Genomic DNA, 17,816 nt, shown 5'->3' with positions numbered 1-17,816 from the left:
CATTGCAGCCATGAAGCGGCGTAAAGCACTCAAGTGGACCCTCATCGGTGTCGGGGGCGGTGTCGGGGCGGTCGTGCTCGGCGGAGCCGGGACCCTCGGATACTTCTGGAACAAGTCCAAGCTCGAGACCGTCGGCGAGGTCGACTTCGACAACCCCCTGGCCGTCCCCCCGCTCGCCGAGTCGACCGAGGACGCCTCGGGCGCGCGGGTCTTCAACCTCGAGATCCAGTCGGGCAGCATGGCCTTCAAGGACGGCCGCGAGACCGAGACCTGGGGCGTCAACGGCCCGTTCCTCGGCCCGACCATCCGCGCCAAGCGCGGCGAGGAGGTCGCGTTCGCGGTGCACAACGGCCTCGACGAGGGCACCTCGATCCACTGGCACGGCATGCACCTGCCCTCGGTCATGGACGGCGGCCCCCACCAGGAGGTCGAGCCCGACGGTGTCTGGACTCCCCAGTGGACGATGAACCAGCCCGCGGCGACCCTCTGGTACCACCCGCATCCCCACGGCCGCACCGGCAAGCACGTCTACCGCGGTCTCGCCGGGTTGTTCATCGTCGACGACGACGAATCGACGAGCCTGAACCTGCCCTCCGACTACGGCGTGGACGACGTGCCGATGATCGTCCAGGACCGCAAGTTCGACGGCGACAACCAGTTCGACGACAAAGCCTCGTTCATGAGCACCCAGGGCATCCTCGGCGACGCGATCATGGTCAACGGCACGCTCGGCCCCTACTTCGACGTCACGACCCGCCTGCTGCGTCTGCGCCTGCTCAACGGCTCGGTCTCGCGCCTGTACAACTTCGGGTTCAGCGACGACCGGCCGTTCTCGCTCATCGCCACCGACGGCGGCCTGCTTCCCACCGCCTGGGAGACCGACCGCCTCCAGCTCTCACCGGGCGAACGCGCCGAGATCGTGGTCGCCTTCGAGCCCGGCGAGACCGTGGTCCTCCGCTCCAACCCGGCCGACGAGGGCTATGAAGGCCCGCTCGGGCGCTTCAACGGCGGCGACGACAGGCTCGACATCTGCGAGTTCCGGGCCGCCGACACCCTGGCGGACACCACCGAGATCCCCCAGGCCATGGGCACCGCGCCGGACCTCGCGGACGCCGAGATCGCCGCCGAGCGCTCGTTCTCGCTCTCGGGCTTCAATCAGATCAACGGGGAGTCCATGGACCCCATGCGCATCGACTTCGGGGTCCGCGAAGGCACCGTCGAGGTCTGGGAGGTCGAGAACGCGGACGGCTTCATGCACAACTTCCACGTCCACGACGTCCAGTACCAGGTGCTGACCGTGGACGGGCGGGAGCCGCCGCCGCGCCTGCGCGGCTGGAAGGACACGGTCCAACTGGTCCCGCAGGCCAAGTACCGGCTCGCGATGCGCTTCGCCGACTACACCGACCCGAACCTGCCGTACATGTACCACTGCCACATCCTCGCCCACGAGGACTCGGGGATGATGGGCCAGTTCGTGGTCCTCGGCGAGGACGAGGAGATCGGCACGGTCCCGGTCAGCGCCGCCGCCGGTTCCCACGGCGGGCACTGAGCCGCTCCAGGCCGCAAGGGCCCGGAGACGACGCGGCGCAGGAAGTCCCGCCCGTAGGCACCACGAACGGGATTTCCTGCGCCGCAACAGGTCTTAGAGCGAGCAGGCGGCGATGTGCTTGGCGATCGCGGGCAGGTCCACGTTCTCCTTGAACTCGAAGCGGACCCGGCCGAGGCCGCTGAACCACAGGTCGAGCTCGCCGTCGTTGTCCATCAGCCCGTCGGTCTCGACCGAGTAGGCCTGGATCTTGTTGTAGGGCAAGGAGGTGTAGTCCTTCTTGCGGCCGGTGATCCCCTGCACGTTGACGGCGATGACCCGCTTGTTCGTGAAGACCACGAAGTCGCGGATGCCCTCGAAGGCCAGGGCGACCGCTTCACCGTCGACCAGCAGCGGCTGGACCTCGTCGCTGAAGCCGGGGTCGTCAGTGAGCTTGAGCTTGAAAAGCGAACCGTTCTCGAAATCGATCATGCGGGCAGGATATCGGTACGGCCCCACCACCGCGTTCCGCCTAATACTGATCGGCCGCAAGCGCAGTGGCCTGTGCGATCACCACTTTGAGCGGACGCGCGAGCGCGGCGGCCGCGGCGGCCGCGTCCTCGTACTCGACCGAGGCGTTCACGACCTCGCCGTCCTCCAGCGCGACCTTCACGCCGATCCGGTGACCGTCGACCTCGACGTGCGTGTACCGGCGTTCGAGCGCGTACTTGTCGATCTCATAGAAGCGCATGCCGATCGTGGTGGTGTGCCGGACCAGCGCCGACCGCACCGGGGCGATCGCCTCGGGACGGCACAGGACGTGGACCGTGTGCGCCGGCCGGCCCTTCTTCATGAGGATCGGCGTCAGCCAGGCATCGGAGGCCCCGGCGGCGAGCAGCGCCGCCAGCGCGGCCGGCCACAGGCGCGGATCGAGATCGTCCACATTGGTCTCGATGACGACCGGTCGCGCCGAAGCCTGCGCGTGGCCTTCAAGGGCCGCGGCGGCCGCCCCGCTGCGGACGTGCGCCTTCCGCGGCGCACCGTCGCGAGGTTCACGCACCGCAGGCGCAAGGGACGCGGGATGACCGTGCTCGTGATGATGATGCGCGTGCCCGTGATCCGACGCGGCGATGCCGTGGCCGTGACGGACGTGCGACCCGCGGACCGGCGCGCTGACCTCGCGGCCCACCAAGAGCCGCAGCAGGTTCGCGCGCTCCTTCGGGTCGCGTCCGCCCGCGCCCACCCCGATGCGCTCGACCACCATCTCCGGCATCGGACCGTAGCAGGAGGCCGCGGCCGCGATGATCGCCGCGCCCGTCGGCGTGCACGCCTCGTACGGCACCGCGCCGACCACCGGCGCGCCCGCGTCGGCCAGCACCCGCAGCACCGCCGGTGCGGGCAGCGGGATCGACCCGTGCGAACCGCGCGTCGTACCCCCGCCCACGGTCACCGTCGCCGCGGTCAACCGGCCGATGCCCAAGGCCGCCAGACCCGCCGAGGCGCCCACGATATCCGCGATCGAATCGAGCGCCCCCACCTCGTGGAAGTGCACGTCCTCCTCGTCGATCCCGTGCGCGGCCGCCTCCGCCGCCGCCAGGCGGGCGAACGCGCCCAACGCCAGTTTCCGCGTCGCCGCGTCGAGTCCCGCGCCTTCGAGCATCGCCCGGATGGACCGCCAGCGCCGGTCCGTCGCGACCTCGGGGGCCTCGACGTCCACCTTCGTCGCGACCAGTCCGTGCCGCGTCACCCTATTGGCGCGCAAGCGGATCGGCTCAGTGCCGAGCGCGTCCACGGCCGCCTGCATCACCGCCGGGTCCACCCCGGCGTCGACCAGGGCCCCCAGGAACATGTCGCCGCTCGCGCCCGCCGAGCAGTCCAGCCACGCGATCACGGCCGCCCCGTCGTCCCGCTCGTTCACGACTGTGCCGCCTTCATGCCGAGCATCCGGGACGCGGCCATCGCCGCACCGAACCCGTTGTCGATGTTCACCACCGTGACCCCCGGCGAGCACGAGTTCAGCATCGTCAGCAGCGGCGCGAGCCCGCCGAACGCGGCCCCGTAGCCCACCGACGTCGGCACCGCGACCACCGGCGCGGCCACCAGGCCCGCCACGACCGAGGGCAGCGCCCCGTCCATGCCCGCCACCACGATCACGCACGCCGCCTCCCGCAGCTCCGCGACCTTGTCGAGCAGCCGGTGCAGCCCCGCGACGCCCACGTCGGCCACCAGCCGCGTGTCGATCCCGTTGGCCCGCGCCACGATCTCGGCCTCCCTCGCCACCGGCAGATCAGATGTCCCGGCGCACACCACCGCGAGCAGCCCGGTCTCCGCGTCCGGGAACGCCCCGACCGCGCACACCCCGCTCTCGACCAGCACGTCATCGCCGAAAGCCTCCCGCACCGCCGCCGTGCAGGCGTCATCGCAGCGGGTCGCGACCGCCACCCGGCCCGGATGCGCCGCACGCAGGGCCGCGAGCGCCCCGACGACCTGCCCGGGCGTCTTCCCCGCCGCGTACACGGCCTCGGCCGTCCCGGTCCGGGCCGGACGGCCGGTATCGATCTTGGCCCAGCCCAGGTCGCGGTAGCCGTCCCCGGCCCCGGCGAACCCCCGCGGGCCCGCGGCCCCGGGGGACGCCTGCGAAGCGGAGGACTCGGGCCGTTCGTCGAACGCGGATTCAGGATCGAGTTGCACGCCCCCCATCCTCCCTCCCGCCCCGCACCAGCCGCCACCGGAACCGGACCCGTCCCAGCGCCGGGAACCTGCCCACACCGGCCCCATCGCAGCGCCCGCCGTTCACCGGGCCCCGCGCCGCCAGGGCGCGTTCACCACCACCACCCCGGACGGACACCGCCAAGCGGGCCCGGCGTCGGACTCACCGACTATCGTCAAGGGGTGTCCCAGCCGCTGATCGCCGCCCACCGAGGCGCGAACGAGTTCCTCCCGGAGCACTCAATCGCCGCGTTCCGACAGGCGATCGTCGAGGGCGCCGATGGCTTCGAGTTCGACATCCGCCTCACCGCCGACGGGCAGCTCGTCCTCCACCACGACCGCACCGTCAAACGCACCGCCGGAGCCAAAGGCGCAGTGGCGGATCTCACCCTCGCTCAGTTGCGGGCATTGAACTTCGCCCACCAGTTCCCCGACTGCGCCGGCAACCCCGAAGCCGAGCGCATCCCCACCCTCGAGGACCTCTTCGGCCTCGTCGTCGACTCCGGCAAAGACCTCAAACTGTTCATCGAGGCCAAACACCCCTCAAAGTTCGGCCCCCGCCTCGAACTGCGCCTATGGGAGACCCTGCGGCGCTGGCCGGGACTCGACGTCACCGTCATGTCCTTCTCCCGCGCCGCCCTCAAGACCTGGCGCGGCCTCGACGCCGACACGCCGCTCGTCTGGATCTTCGAGTACCCGTTCCGCCGCCCGCCCGAAGGCGTCCAGGTGCTCAGCTCGCGGGTCGACTACCTCGAATCGACCCCCGGATTCGTCGAACGCAGCCACGAAGCGGGCTACCAGGTGTACACCTGGACCGTCAACGACGCCGACACCGCGCTGCGCTGCGCCGGACTCGAGGTCGACGTCATGTTCACCGACCGCCCGGCCGCGATCCGGCAGACCCTCGCCGGTTAGGGCCTGCCCGCCGGCTTCCCCGGGACGGACTCGGGGTCCGTCTGTAATGCTGGCGTCATACGGCGTTGACAGGTAGGTTGCTGTATAGCCTCCCCACGGCACGGAGGAAGGAAGGGGACCGCGATGCCCGCTGCGATACCGGCGCCAGAGCGGCTGCGCGTTCCCCACCAGTCCGGGGCGGCGAGCCAGGTGCGCCGATGGCTGCGCGAATCCCTCCCCGACCTCGCCGACGAAGTCCGCGACGACCTCCTCGTGTGCGCGACCGAACTCGTCTCCAACGCCGTACGGCACGCCCGCCCGCTCCCCGGCGGCGACGTCTGCGTCAGCTACGAGCTCGGACCCGCCGGTGTCGAGGTCCGCGTCATCGACGGCGGCTCCCGCACCCACCCGCACGTGTGCGCGATCAACCTCGACTCCGCACACGGACGCGGCATGTTCATCGTGTCCAAACTGTCCACCGACTGGGGCGCCCGCCCCCTCGGCGACGGCACCCAAGAGGTCTGGGCCCGCATCCCCGTGCACTGAGAGCGAACCGCCCCTCGGGCCTCCAGCGGCGCCGCACCCCGACCCGACGTCACACCCCTGAGCCATGGTCGATACGGGGGCGACGGCGAACCGCCACGCCCGACCCCGTGGCACCGCCGCACCCGCCCTGATTCGCCGCGCACCCGTACGCTGTCCGGGTGTCCAACCGTCCGCTCATCATCGACCTCGCCTGCTACGGCGCGGCCGCGCTCTTCGCGGGCGCCACCGCGCTCTGGACGACGCTCGACTCGCACGCCCAATGGGGCGCGATCGCCTTCGGCGGCTACCTGCCCGCCGCGATCTGCGCGGTGATCCTCCTGGTCCAGCCCGGCCCGGTCTGGCGCCGCAGGGCCTTCGTCACCGTCGGCGCCGCCCTCGCCGTCACCGCGATCCCGTTGACGCTCATGGCGATCGAGCGCGCCTCGGGCGTCAGCGGGCGGGCCCAGGAGGAAGTCCTCGTCGTCGAGGCCTCCGGCGCGCGCCTCCTCGGCACCGGCAGCCCGTACCTGCACGCCGACGCGATCGCCGCGCTCCCCGAGCCCCTCCTCGGCTACAACCCGTACCAGCCCGGCATGGCCGTCTTCGGCATCCCCGCCGCGCTCTTCGGCCAGCACTGGTGGACCGACGCCCGCGTCTACTTCCTCCTCGCCGCCGCCGCTTGCGCGATCGGAGCGGTCCGGCTCCTGCGCGGCGGCCCCGGCAGCGCCCTGGGCGCCACCGGCGCAGGCAAGGGCCCGCTGCTGCGCGCCGTCCAGGCCACGTTCGTCTTCCCGGTGTGCGCCTTGACGTTCGCCACCGGCGGTGACGACATGCCCGTCGTCGCCCTCATCGTCCTCGCGCTCGCCTTCGCCCACCGCGAACGCCCCCTCGCCGCGGGCCTGGCGATCGGCGCGGCCGCCGCCCTCAAACTCTTCGCGTGGCCCGCCGCCGTCGTGATCGCGTTCCTCACTCTGCAAACACATGGCCCGCAAGCTTCGCCGAGGGCGGGAAGCGGCGGCCTGAAGCACTATCTCGCGGGCTTCGCCGTCCCCGTCGCCGCCACCATGCTGCCCGTCCTCGCCGTGGACGCCCGCGGCTTCTTCGACAACGTCATCGCCTTCGGCCTCGGCCACGGCGTGGTCACCTCGCCCGCGCAGTCACCGCTGCCCGGATTCCTCGTCGCCCACTACGTCCCCGGCGGCGACCTCATCGCCCCGGCACTGCTCGGGCTCGCCGCACTCGTGATCGCGGGCCTGCTGTGGACGCGGCCGCCGGTGACGGCGGCGTCGGCGGCGCTGTGGTGCGCGGCGGGGCTCTCGACGGCGTTCCTGCTCATGCCCTCCACCCGGTTCGGGTACCTGCTCTACCCGGTGGTCCTGCTCGGCTGGTGGCTGCCGCTGCGCGACGCCGTGGCGGGCACCGTGACCGGCACCCTGTTCCAGGGCCTGGCCCAGGACGACGAGGTCGTCGACGAGCTCGAGGAGGAGACCGGCCTCGGCCCGTCCATGGCGGTCGAATGGTGGCGCTGAAGGGCCTCAGGCGCGCAACGGCAAGGGGCCGAAGCGGAGTACGGTGACGGGCATGCAACTCACCTGCCCCAAGTGTGCTGCCCTGATGCGCCAGTACGAGCGCAACGGCATCGTCGTCGACCAGTGCTCCGCCTGCCGCGCCGTCCTCCTCGACCGCGGCGAGCTCGAGCACCTCATCGACACCGAGAAGTGGGTCAACGGCGCCCAGGACGGCGCGGCGACCTCCCCGATGCCGCAATACGTGAACGGTGAGGCCTCGAAGGGACGCGAGCGCCGGACGCTCCTGCAGATCCTCTTCGGCGACTGAGCCGCCGTCTTACACGGCCATGTCGACGAAGCGCGAGAGGTGCAGCTGGGCCGCGACGGTGATCGTGTCCGTCGCGCCGTTGCGGTGCTTGGCGACGATGAAGTCGGCCTCGCCCGCGCGCGGCGACTCCTTGTCGTAGTAGTCCTCGCGGTGCAGCAGGATGACCACGTCCGCGTCCTGCTCCAGGCTGCCGGACTCGCGGAGGTCGGAGAGCTGCGGGCGCTTGTCGGTGCGCTGCTCCGGGCCACGGTTCAGCTGGGCGACCGCGATCACCGGGCACTGCACCTCCTTGGCCAGCAGCTTGAGGCCGCGGCTGATCTCGGAGACCTCCTGCTGGCGCGACTCGGTCTTCTTCGGCGAGGTCATGAGCTGCAGGTAGTCGACCACGATGAGCTTGAGGTCGTGGCGCTGCTTGAGCCGCCGGGCCTTGGCCCGGATCTCCATCATGGTCATCGAAGCCGTGTCGTCGACGAACAGCGGCGCCTCGGAGATGTCGCCCATGCGCTTGGCCAGGCGCGTCCAGTCGTCGTCGGAGAGGTCGCCCGAACGCAGGACGTGCATCGGCACGCGGGTCTCGGCGCTCAAGAGCCGCATCACGATCTCGAGCTTGCTCATTTCGAGGCTGAACAGGGCCGCGGCGTGCCGGTGGTGGAGCGAGGCGTGCCGCATGAAGTCCATGGCGGCGGTCGACTTGCCCGCACCGGGACGCCCGGCGACGATGATGAGCTGCCCGGCCTGGAGGCCCGAGAGCAGCCGGTCCAGGTCGGCGAACCCGGTGGGGATGCCGGTCATGAGGCCCTGGCTGGCGCCGATCGCCTCGATCTCGTCCATCGCGGGCTGGAGGAGGTCGGAGAGGACCGCGAAGTCCTCGCTCTGGCGGTTGTCGGTGACCTCGTAGACGGCCTGCTGGGCGAGGTCGACGAGGTCGTCGATGTCGCGTCCGCCCTGGCCGCCGCCGTAGCCGTACTGGACGACCTTGGTGCCGGCCTCGATGAGGCGGCGCAGGATCGCCTTCTCCTTGACGATCTTCGCGTAGTACCCGGCGTTCGCGGCCGTGGGCACGGCGTTGAGCAGGTCGTGGAGGTAGGGGCCGCCGCCGATCTTGGCGAGGTCGCCCGTGTCGGCGAGGGCCGCGGCGATCGTCACGGCGTCGGCGGGCTCGCCGTTGCCGAACTTGTCGATGATCGCGTCGAACACCATGCCGTGCTTGGGATGGTAGAAGTCGCCCGGGCCGAGCACCTCGATGACGTCGGCGATCGCGTCCTTGCTCATGAGCATGCCGCCGAGGACCGACATCTCGGCCTGGACGTCCTGGGGCGGGGTGCGCTCGTAGGCGCGGGCGCCGCCGCCCCCGCCGCCGCCGCTGAACGGGTCTTCGGGTGGAGTGTCGAAATAGGAATTGCTGGAGCCGTTGGCGCCCCGCGAGTAGACGCCTTCCGCCGACACGTCGGTCATGCCGTCCACCCCCTCGGTCACCGTGCGTTCATGGAGAATGTACCGCCTGCATAAGACAGATCAGCGGCGTCAACGACGCTATGTCGCGCCGGGCACGGTTGCAAACGAGGCTGTGGACAACCTGTGGACAAAGCTGTGGATAACCTGTGGATAACCGCGTGCGGCCTGTGGACAACCTGTGGACAAGAACGCGATCGGGGCTCGGTTCACGGCGTTCACCTGTGCCGACGTTATCCACCGCCTGTGGACGGACATTCGTTCGTGCCAACTTGCGGCTAAGGTGAGGGGCGACCCCCGGCACGGATCAGAGGAGCGACACCCCATGAACGCCCCCCGGCGACCCGAGCACAGGCCCCGGCTCGACCCCGACGGCGACGACCGCCCGGGGGAGCGGGCGTTCACGCCGACGTTGCTCGTGACGGTGGCCTGGTACGCGGTGCCGATGCTCGTGTACCTCGCGTGGGTGCTCTCCCAGCCGCCGGTCGAGGCGACCTGCATCGAAGGCGGGTGCACCGTGGCGGGGCGGCTCTCGGCGGCGATCGCGGGCGGCTGGGCGTGGACGCTCTCGGCGCTCACCGCGAGCCTCTTGGTGGCGGTGCTCCTGCGGCTGCCGCGCGCGGGCTGGCGCGCGGGCGTCGCCGGCTCTGCGGCCGCGATCCTCGGCGCCGGACTGGTGACGGTGGTGCTGCGGACCGCGGGCTGGGTGATCTGAGGGGGGCGGGCCGACGGTTCGGCCGTGCCGCGGCCGGCGGCGAGGCCGTACGGGTGGCCCCGGGTACCCTCCCGATCCCACCTTCACCACTACCAGTGAAAAGGACACCCTCCCATACGGGTACGACAAAGGCCCGCTACCTGCGGAAACAGGTGGCGGGCCCTCTGGTCGCCTACGCGTCCTACTTCTTGCGGCGCTTGGCCGGCGTGACCTGAAGCTTGAACTTCGCGGTCACCTCCGGGTGCAGCTTGACCGCAACGTCGTAGGTGCCGATCGACTTGATCGCGGCGGGCAGCTCGACGCGGCGGCGGTCGATCTTCGGACCCCCGGCCTCGTCGACGGCCTTCACCACGTCGACCGCGGTGATCGAGCCGAAGAGCCGGTCCCCGTCGCCGGTGCGGGCGACGATGTGGGCGTCGGTCTTCTTCAGCTGCTCGGCCACGGTGCGAGCCTGGTCGAGGTCGTGGATCTGGCGGGCCGCACGGGCGCGCTGGATCGCGTCGACTTCCTTCTGACCGCCCTTGGTCCAGGCGATCGCCAGGCCCTGCGGCAGCAGGTAGTTACGGCCGTAGCCGTTCTTCACCTCGACCACATCGCCGGCCGAGCCGAGGTTGGGCACCTCATGAGTCAGGATGATCTTCATGTTGCGCTCCTTCCTTAGCGGGTCTGGCTGGTGTACGGGAGCAGAGCCATTTCGCGGGCGTTCTTGACGGCCGCGGCGATCTGACGCTGCTGCTGGGTGGTCACGCCGGTCACACGACGGGCACGGATCTTGCCGCGGTCGGAGATGAACTTCCGCAGCAGCGCCGTGTCCTTGTAGTCGACGTACTCGATACCCTCTTTTTCAAGCGGGTTCGGCTTCTTCTTCGGCTTCCGCAGAGGAGCCGATTTCGGGTTGGCCATGTGTTGTCTTGCCTCTTACTCGAGATCGTTACCGGACTTCTGTGCCTGCAAAGCAGCGGTCCGGTTAGAACGGCGGGTCCTCGTCGAAGCCTCCACCGCCGGCGGAAGCGCCGGCAGGGGCGGCCGAGGCCCAAGGGTCGTCAGGTGCGGAGCCGCCGCCGGTGTTGCCGCCGCCCCCGAAGGAACGACCGCCGCCACCGCCGGAGCCTGCGCCCGACTTGTTGAGCTTCGCTGTGGAAAAACGCAGCGCGGGGCCGACTTCCTCGACGTCCAGCTCGTACACAGTGCGCTTCTCGCCCTCGCGGGTCTCGTAGCTGCGCTGCTTGAGCCTGCCCTGCACGATCACGCGGGTACCGCGCGACAGTGACTCGGCGACGTTCTCGGCGTACTGGCGCCAGACGCTGCAGGTGAGGAACAGGGCCTCACCGTCTTTCCACGCGTTCGACTCGCGGTCGAACGTGCGCGGGGTCGATGCGATTCGGAACTTCGCGACGGCGGCACCGGACGGCGTGTAACGCAGTTCGGGGTCGTCGACGAGGTTGCCGATAACCGTGATGACTGTCTCTCCTGCCATGACCTCTTCTCCCTAAGGTCTCGCAGTTGCAAGGGTCGGGTTACCGAAGCTCCGGTCGCAGCACCTTGGTGCGCAGCACCGACTCGTTGAGTCGAAGCTGGCGGTCCATCTCAGCGACGGGACCGGGCTCGGACTGCAGGTCGATGACGGCGTAGATGCCCTCGTTGCTCTTGTTGATCTCGTAGGCGAGACGGCGCCGGCCCCAGACGTCGATCTTGTCGACCGTCCCTCCGGCGTCCTTGACGCCCTTCAGGAACTTGTCCAGCGTCGGGCTGACCTGTGCTTCCTCGATGTTCGGTTCGAGGATCACCATGAGTTCGTAGTGCCGCAAGATCGCTCCACCCCCTTTGGTCTCAACGGCTGCGGTCTCTCCGCAGCAGGAGGATTCACTTGCGCGTGCCGCGCCGCCCCGAGTTCGGGCCGGTACGGGCAACCGGGCAATCGTACCTGCTTACAGGCGGTGCGGCTTCAGTGCGCCGCCTGGATGTGACGCTACCGGCCGGGTACGACATTCGCGGCCCCGACACCGAACGCGTCGGGCCGTTCGCGGCCCGGCCCCGACTGAGCTTCGCCTCACACCCGACTCGGTCACGCTGCGCGCTAAGTTGGAACGCGTGACATCGGAGTTCCGCTACACCGACCTGCTTCCCGTCGGCCCCGACACCACCGAGTACCGCCTGCTCACCAAGGACGGGGTGAACACGGTCGAAGCCGCCGGGCGGCGCTTCCTCACCGTGGAGCCCGAGATCCTGACGCGGCTCGCGACCGAGGCCGTCAAGGACATCTCCCACTACCTGCGCCCCGCCCACCTCAAGCAGCTGCGCTCGATCCTCGACGACCCCGAGGCCAGCGGCAACGACCGGTTCGTGGCGATGGACCTGCTCAAGAACGCGAACATCGCCTCCGGCATGGTCCTGCCGATGTGCCAGGACACCGGCACCGCCATCGTCATGGGCAAGCGGGGCCGCCACGTCCTCACCGACGGCCGCGACGCCGAGCATCTCTCCCGCGGCGTCTGGCAGGCCTACCGCGACCTCAACCTGCGCTACAGCCAGATGGCCCCGCTGACGATGTGGGACGAGAAGAACACCGGCTCGAACCTGCCCGCGCAGATCGAGCTGTACGCCGAGGGCGACGACGCGTACAAGTTCCAGTTCATCGCCAAGGGCGGCGGCAGCGCCAACAAGTCCTTCTTGTTCCAGGAGACCAAGGCGATCCTCAACCCGGACGCGATGATGCGGTTCCTGGAGGAGAAGCTGCGCGGCATCGGCACCGCCGCGTGCCCGCCCTACCACCTGGCGATCGTCATCGGCGGCACCAGCGCCGAGCACACCCTGAAGACCGCGAAGTACGCCTCCACGAAGTACCTCGACGCGCTGCCGACCGAGGGCTCGCCGCTCGGCCACGGCTTCCGGGACGTCGAACTCGAGAAGCAGGTGCTGGAGCTGACCCGCCAGTTCGGCATCGGCGCCCAGTTCGGCGGCAAGTACTTCTGCCACGACGTGCGCGTCGTCCGCCTCCCGCGCCACGGCGCGTCACTGCCGGTGGCGATCGCGGTGTCCTGCTCCGCCGACCGCCAGGCCATGGCCAAGATCACGGCCGAGGGCGTGTTCCTGGAGCAGCTGGAGACCGACCCGAGCCGATACGTCCCGGACGTGCTGGAGGACGACCTCGACGAGGACGTCGTGCGCGTCGACCTCAACCGGCCGATGGCCGAGATCCGCGAGGAGCTCTCGAAGTACCCGGTGAAGACCCGCGTCTCGCTCACCGGCACGCTCGTGGTCGCCCGCGACATCGCCCACGCCAAGATCAAGGAGCGCCTCGACGCGGGCGAGCCGATGCCGCAGTACCTGCGTGACCACGCCGTCTACTACGCGGGCCCGGCCAAGACCCCCGAGGGCTACGCGTCGGGCTCCTTCGGCCCGACCACGGCCGGCCGCATGGACACCTATGTCGAGCAGTTCCAGGCCGCGGGCGGCTCGTTCGTCATGCTCGCCAAGGGCAACCGCTCCGACCAGGTGACGAACGCGTGCAAGGCCCACGGCGGGTTCTACCTCGGCTCCATCGGCGGCCCCGCCGCGAAGCTCGCCCAGGACAACATCAAGTCGATGGAGGTCCTGGAGTACCCCGAGCTGGGCATGGAGGCGGTCTGGAAGATCGAGGTCGAGGACTTCCCGGCGTTCATCGTCGTGGACGACAAGGGCAACGACTTCTACGCCGAGACCCGCAAGCCCGTGCTCACCGTCGGCCGCAAACCCAGGCTGACGATCGCCTAAGGGACCCGGCCGTGCCGCCCCGCGGTGGCACGGCCCGCGTAGACTCACAGGTACAGCGCGGCGGCCACTCTGCCGCCGCCGGTCCCTTGAGGAGCAGTGAGGCCGATGGGCTCTCCACCCCCTGTGGACCCCCGGATCCTCCGAACGCATGCCGGCAACCTCGAGCTGCTCGGCTACCGCATCGAATCGGTCGGGTACGTGAGCGCCGGGGCGGCCTTGCGGACCGGCGTGTTCGGCGACCTGTGCGCCCCGATGGCCTCGCTCATCGAAGACCGGCACCGTGACCAGGACCAGTTGACCGGGCGCTTCCCCGAAAACCTCGAGATCGCGACGCACAAGCTCCACCGCATGGCGGACGGCAAGCGGAACGGCAACCGGGATCGCCGCCCCGACTACTGGGCGTCCACCGGCCGCGGCAAGAACCGCAAGGTCACCGGGAACGGCACCGGGTCGCGACCAGGCCGGGCCGGCGACTTCGACGCGCTGGTCGCGAAGTTCCGGGAGCGGACCTGGATCGACGACCGGCTCGCACCCCGCGGCGACGGCGCCGCCCGGGGCCCGGCCGCTCCAATGCGGTCCCGGGGCGACGTGAACCCGGCGGCGCCCCTGGCCGACTCCTTCCGGTCGCTCATCGACCGCATGGAGGTCGACCGCGAGGCCGCCGCCGCCGCCGCACGGCGCTGGGCGCTCATCGCGGCCGAACTGCGGGAGATCGCCGCCGACCTCGAATGGAGCCTCGAAGCCGACCTCAAGGGCTGGAGCGGACCCGACCACCTCGCCTACCAGGAGCTGATGGCGCACAACGTCAACGGGATCGCGGCGGTCGCCGCGACCGCCGCGATGCTGGGCCACGCGGTCGAGGGCGTCGCGGGCGCGGTGGGATCGACGCGCGAAGCGGTCTCCGGCCTCGCCGACCGGCTTGCGTCCGCCGGCCTCGAAGCCGTTCCATGGTCCGTGCAGCGGATCCTCGGCCTGTACCGGGCCGCGTTCAGGATCTGGGCGCTCGTCCTCGGGTACGTGCGGGCCCTGGCGCGGAGCATGGCGCACCTGCGCACCATGCTGGGCGTCCGGCAGCCGGGAGCACGTGTCGCACAGGGGCCGTAAGGTCCACCGCATGCAGCCCCTCCTCGCCGGGAGCCCCCGTTGACCGATCCGCAGCTGCTGAGCGAACTGCTGCGGCCGTGAGACCCGGCCGAGCCGTTCAAGTGCTCCCGCTACGGCGAAGTGCGCTAGCCGACGGTGTCGGCGAAGTCGTAGCCGTTCGTCGCGAGGTCGCCGCTGCGCGTCAACCGAACGCGGAGAACATCAGTGCTCGACGTAGCTGAGCAGGTCCTGGCGGGTGAGCACGCCGACCGGCTTGCCCTCCGCGAAGACCATGAGCGCGTCCCGGTCCTGCAGGGCCGCGACGGCCCGCTCGACCTGCTCGCCCGAGCCGATCGTCGGCAGCGGCTCGCCGATGTGCCGCTCGATCGGGTCGTGCAGCGTCGCCCGCCCCGAGAACAGGGCGTCCATCAGGTCCCGCTCGGCGACCGCCCCGGCCACCTCGCCGCTGGTCACCGGCGGCTCGGCCTTGAGCACCGGCATCTGGCTGACCCCGTACTGGCGCATGATGTCGATCGCCTCGCGCACCGTGTCCTGCGGATGCACGTGGACGAGCTCGGGGATCTGCGCGCCCTTGCTGCCCAGCACCTCGCCTACGGTGGTCTCGCCGGAGCCGCCCATGAAGCCGTACTCGGTCATCCACTCGTCGTTGAAGATCTTCGAGAGGTACCCGCGCCCGCCGTCGGGCAGGATCACCACGATGACGTCGTCGGGACCGGCGTCGCGGGCCACCGCGAGCGCCCCGACCACGGCCATGCCCGCCGAGCCGCCCACGAGCAGGCCCTCCTCGCGGGCCAGTCGCCGGGTCATCGCGAACGACTCCGCGTCGGTGACCTCCACGATCCGGTCGGCCAGCGTCCGGTCGTAGTTCTCGGGCCAGAAGTCCTCGCCCACGCCCTCGACCAGGTACGGCCGCCCGGTCCCTCCCGAGTAGACGGAGCCCTCGGGGTCGGCGCCAACGACCTGCACCTTCCCGCCCGAGACCTCCTTGAGGTACTTGCCGATCCCGGTGATCGTGCCGCCCGTGCCGACCCCGGCGACCAGGTGCGTGATCTTCCCGTCCGTCTGCTTCCACAGCTCGGGCCCGGTCTGGTGGTAGTGCGAGGCCGGGTTCGCCGGGTTCGAGTACTGGTCGGGCTTCCACGCGCCGTCGATCTCGTGGATGAGCCGATCGGAGACCTTGTAGTAGGAGCGCGGGTCCTCCGGGTCGACCGCGGTCGGGCACACGACGACCTCCGCGCCGTACGCCTTCAGGACGTTCCGCTTGTCCTCGGAGACCTTGTCGGGGCACACGAACACGCACTTGTAGCCTCGCTGCTGCGCCACCATCGCCAAGCCCACGCCCGTGTTCCCGCTGGTCGGCTCGACGATCGTGCCGCCCGGCTTCAGCGCCCCCGAGGCCTCGGCCTCGTCGATCATGCGCTGCGCGATGCGGTCCTTGATGGACCCGCCGGGATTGAGGTACTCGACCTTCGCGAGCACCGTCGCGGCCACGCCTTCGGTGACCGCGTTGAGCCGCACCAGCGGGGTGTTGCCGATGAGGTCGAGGACGGATTCGTAGTACTGCATGCTCACAGCCTATGCCCGCGGTCCGTGGGAGGACCGGAGCCCAGGCCGTGCGACCTGGACGCGGACCCGGGCGGCGCGATCGGCGGCCCGATCCCGGGCCCGGCATCGGCCCGCACGGGCACGCGCTTCCCGATGCGTGGATACGATCGGCCGTGGTGGCGCCCGCGCCGGGCCGACCGGCGAGAATCGGGGCGCACACCTCTTACGCAACGTAGGGAGACAATGGCATGAGCACCGCCGACATCGGCGTGGTCGGGCTGGCCGTCATGGGTTCCAACCTCGCCCGCAACTTCGCCCGCCACGGCTTCACGGTCGCCGTCTACAACCGCACGCACGCCAAGACCACCGAGCTGATCGAGGCCCACGGCGACGAGGGCGAGTTCGTTCCCTCCGAGGAGCTCAGCGACTTCGTCGCCTCCCTCAAACGCCCCCGCAAGGCCATGATCATGGTCCAGGCCGGCAACGCCACGGACGCCGTCATCGACCAGCTCGCCGCCCTCATGGAACCCGGCGACATGATCATCGACGGCGGCAACGCCCACTTCGAGAACACCCGCCGCCGCGAAGCCGCCCTCCGCGAGCAGGGCCTCCACTTCGTCGGCACCGGCGTCTCCGGCGGTGAAGAGGGCGCGCTCCTCGGCCCGGCGATCATGCCCGGCGGCTCCGAGGAGTCCTACGAGTCCCTCGGCCCGATCCTCGAGGCCATCAGCGCGAAGGCCCCCGACGGCACCCCGTGCTGCACCCGCCTCGGCCCCGACGGCGCCGGGCACTTCGTCAAGATGGTGCACAACGGCATCGAGTACTCCGACATGCAGCTCATCGGCGAGGCCTACGACCTGCTGCGCCGCGGCGTCGGCATCGAACCGGCCGACCTCGCCAAGACCTTCTCCGAATGGAACGCCGGCGAGCTCGACTCCTACCTCATCGAGGTCACCGCCGAGGTCCTCGGCCACGTCGACGCCGCCACCGGCAAGCCGCTCGTCGACGTCATCGTCGACCAGGCCGGCCAGAAGGGCACCGGACGCTGGACCGTCCAGAACGCCCTCGACCTGGGCGTCCCGGTCACCGGCATCGCCGAGGCCACCTTCGCCCGCGCGCTCTCCAGCGGCACGAAGCAGCGCGAAGGCGCCGTCGACCTGCTCACCGGACCCACCGCCAAAGTGGACTTCCCCGCCGACTTCGTCGAGGACGTCCGCCAGGCGCTCTACGCCTCCAAGATCGTCGCGTACGCGCAGGGCTTCGACCAGATCGCCGCCGCCAGCGCCGAATACGACTGGGGCATCGACCTCGGCTCGTGCTCGGCGCTGTGGCGCGCGGGCTGCATCATCCGGGCGCGCTTCCTCGACCGGATCACCGAGGCCTGGCGCTCGAACCCGGAGCTGCCGACGCTGCTCGCGGCGCCGGAGTTCACGAAGATCGTGACGGACGCGCAGGACGCGTGGCGTCGGGTGGTCTCGACGGCCGCGCTGGCGGGGATTCCGACGCCGGGCTTCTCGTCGGCACTGGCGTACTACGACGGGCTGCGTTCGCGTCGCCTGCCGGCCGCTTTGATCCAGGGGCAGCGGGACTTCTTCGGTGCGCACACGTACAAGCGGGTGGACCGCGAGGGCACGTTCCACACGGACTGGTCGGGGGACCGGTCGGAGGTCCAGCTCTAACGCACGTCTTGACGGCGTCGGGCCCCCCCGGAGCGGCCGGGGCGGCGCCCGGTGGGCGTGGGGGCGTGCCGGGGTAAAA

The 17,816-nt window shown here is 70.4% G+C and carries 18 protein-coding genes; 9 read left to right on the top strand and 9 right to left on the bottom strand.

Going from position 1 to position 17,816, the window contains the following annotated elements:
• Nucleotides 1–10: 10 nt before the first annotated feature.
• Nucleotides 11–1,549, top strand: a complete 1,539-nt coding sequence (locus tag JHY01_RS04765) for a multicopper oxidase family protein (RefSeq protein WP_205324463.1) — start codon at nt 11–13, stop codon at nt 1,547–1,549.
• Nucleotides 1,550–1,642: 93 nt separating this feature from the next.
• Here the strand turns inward: JHY01_RS04765 and JHY01_RS04760 are convergent, their stop codons facing one another.
• From JHY01_RS04760 to larB, 3 genes are read right to left on the bottom strand one after another with little or no spacing between them, the layout of a single operon-like run.
• Nucleotides 1,643–2,017 carry a PH domain-containing protein gene (locus JHY01_RS04760; protein ID WP_205324462.1) on the bottom strand — a complete coding sequence of 125 codons (375 nt, stop codon included), beginning with the start codon at nt 2,015–2,017 and terminating at the stop codon, nt 1,643–1,645.
• A 40-nt stretch (nt 2,018–2,057) separates the two neighbouring features.
• The gene (gene larC, locus JHY01_RS04755) at nt 2,058–3,443 is read right to left on the bottom strand and encodes a nickel pincer cofactor biosynthesis protein LarC (RefSeq protein ID WP_307814240.1); all 1,386 of its coding nucleotides are present in this window, start codon (nt 3,441–3,443) and stop codon (nt 2,058–2,060) included.
• On the bottom strand, nt 3,440–4,216 hold the full coding sequence (gene larB / locus JHY01_RS04750) for a nickel pincer cofactor biosynthesis protein LarB (protein WP_307814238.1): 777 nt from the start codon (nt 4,214–4,216) through the stop codon (nt 3,440–3,442). Before larB ends, larC begins: the two co-directional genes overlap by 4 nt.
• A gap of 201 nt (nt 4,217–4,417) precedes the next feature.
• On the opposite strand from larB, the gene JHY01_RS04745 reads away from it, so the two are divergent.
• The 4 genes from JHY01_RS04745 to JHY01_RS04730 all read left to right on the top strand — a co-directional run bounded on the left by JHY01_RS04745 (nt 4,418) and on the right by JHY01_RS04730 (nt 7,489).
• Nucleotides 4,418–5,149, top strand: coding sequence for a glycerophosphodiester phosphodiesterase family protein (locus tag JHY01_RS04745; protein ID WP_205324460.1), 732 nt, complete (start codon nt 4,418–4,420; stop codon nt 5,147–5,149).
• 123 nt (nt 5,150–5,272) lie between these two features.
• The gene (locus JHY01_RS04740) at nt 5,273–5,674 is read left to right on the top strand and encodes an ATP-binding protein (protein WP_205324459.1); all 402 of its coding nucleotides are present in this window, start codon (nt 5,273–5,275) and stop codon (nt 5,672–5,674) included.
• Between the two features lie 158 nt (nt 5,675–5,832).
• Nucleotides 5,833–7,182, top strand: coding sequence for a glycosyltransferase 87 family protein (locus tag JHY01_RS04735; protein ID WP_205324458.1), 1,350 nt, complete (start codon nt 5,833–5,835; stop codon nt 7,180–7,182).
• Nucleotides 7,183–7,234: 52 nt separating this feature from the next.
• The gene (locus tag JHY01_RS04730; RefSeq protein ID WP_205324457.1) at nt 7,235–7,489 is read left to right on the top strand and encodes a zf-TFIIB domain-containing protein; all 255 of its coding nucleotides are present in this window, start codon (nt 7,235–7,237) and stop codon (nt 7,487–7,489) included.
• A 9-nt stretch (nt 7,490–7,498) separates the two neighbouring features.
• On the opposite strand, the gene dnaB is transcribed toward JHY01_RS04730, so the two are convergent.
• Nucleotides 7,499–8,965, bottom strand: coding sequence for a replicative DNA helicase (gene dnaB, locus JHY01_RS04725; protein WP_307814237.1), 1,467 nt, complete (start codon nt 8,963–8,965; stop codon nt 7,499–7,501).
• Nucleotides 8,966–9,266: 301 nt separating this feature from the next.
• On the opposite strand from dnaB, the gene JHY01_RS04720 reads away from it, so the two are divergent.
• On the top strand, nt 9,267–9,656 hold the full coding sequence (locus JHY01_RS04720) for a hypothetical protein (protein WP_205324456.1): 390 nt from the start codon (nt 9,267–9,269) through the stop codon (nt 9,654–9,656).
• Nucleotides 9,657–9,837: 181 nt separating this feature from the next.
• Here JHY01_RS04720 and rplI read toward each other — a convergent pair whose 3' ends face one another.
• From rplI to rpsF, 4 genes are all read right to left on the bottom strand, one after another.
• Nucleotides 9,838–10,299 (bottom strand): 50S ribosomal protein L9, encoded by a 462-nt coding sequence (gene rplI, locus JHY01_RS04715; RefSeq protein ID WP_205324455.1) that lies wholly within the window; start codon nt 10,297–10,299, stop codon nt 9,838–9,840.
• Between the two features lie 14 nt (nt 10,300–10,313).
• Nucleotides 10,314–10,559: a 30S ribosomal protein S18 gene (gene rpsR / locus JHY01_RS04710; protein WP_030160643.1), complete on the bottom strand. Its 246-nt coding sequence runs from the start codon at nt 10,557–10,559 to the stop codon at nt 10,314–10,316.
• Nucleotides 10,560–10,623: 64 nt separating this feature from the next.
• Entirely contained in the window at nt 10,624–11,133 is a 510-nt protein-coding gene (locus JHY01_RS04705; RefSeq protein WP_205324454.1) for a single-stranded DNA-binding protein, read from the bottom strand.
• A 40-nt stretch (nt 11,134–11,173) separates the two neighbouring features.
• Nucleotides 11,174–11,464, bottom strand: a complete 291-nt coding sequence (gene rpsF / locus JHY01_RS04700; RefSeq protein WP_205324453.1) for a 30S ribosomal protein S6 — start codon at nt 11,462–11,464, stop codon at nt 11,174–11,176.
• Nucleotides 11,465–11,747: 283 nt separating this feature from the next.
• On the opposite strand from rpsF, the gene JHY01_RS04695 reads away from it, so the two are divergent.
• Both JHY01_RS04695 and JHY01_RS04690 read left to right on the top strand, forming a co-directional pair.
• Nucleotides 11,748–13,409 carry a fumarate hydratase gene (locus JHY01_RS04695; protein WP_205324452.1) on the top strand — a complete coding sequence of 554 codons (1,662 nt, stop codon included), beginning with the start codon at nt 11,748–11,750 and terminating at the stop codon, nt 13,407–13,409.
• A gap of 105 nt (nt 13,410–13,514) precedes the next feature.
• The gene (locus JHY01_RS04690; protein WP_205324451.1) at nt 13,515–14,513 is read left to right on the top strand and encodes a hypothetical protein; all 999 of its coding nucleotides are present in this window, start codon (nt 13,515–13,517) and stop codon (nt 14,511–14,513) included.
• 201 nt (nt 14,514–14,714) lie between these two features.
• On the opposite strand, the gene JHY01_RS04685 is transcribed toward JHY01_RS04690, so the two are convergent.
• Nucleotides 14,715–16,079, bottom strand: a complete 1,365-nt coding sequence (locus JHY01_RS04685) for a cystathionine beta-synthase (protein WP_205324450.1) — start codon at nt 16,077–16,079, stop codon at nt 14,715–14,717.
• 227 nt (nt 16,080–16,306) lie between these two features.
• Between JHY01_RS04685 and gndA the strand changes: the two genes are divergently transcribed.
• A complete protein-coding gene (gene gndA, locus JHY01_RS04680; RefSeq protein WP_205324449.1) occupies nt 16,307–17,737 on the top strand; it encodes an NADP-dependent phosphogluconate dehydrogenase in 1,431 nt (476 codons plus the stop codon).
• Nucleotides 17,738–17,816: the final 79 nt, after the last annotated feature.

The organism is Glycomyces sp. YM15 (assembly GCF_016918015.1).
Lineage (GTDB): Bacteria > Actinomycetota > Actinomycetes > Mycobacteriales > Micromonosporaceae > Glycomyces.
This window is presented reverse-complemented; position numbering and strand designations above follow the sequence as displayed.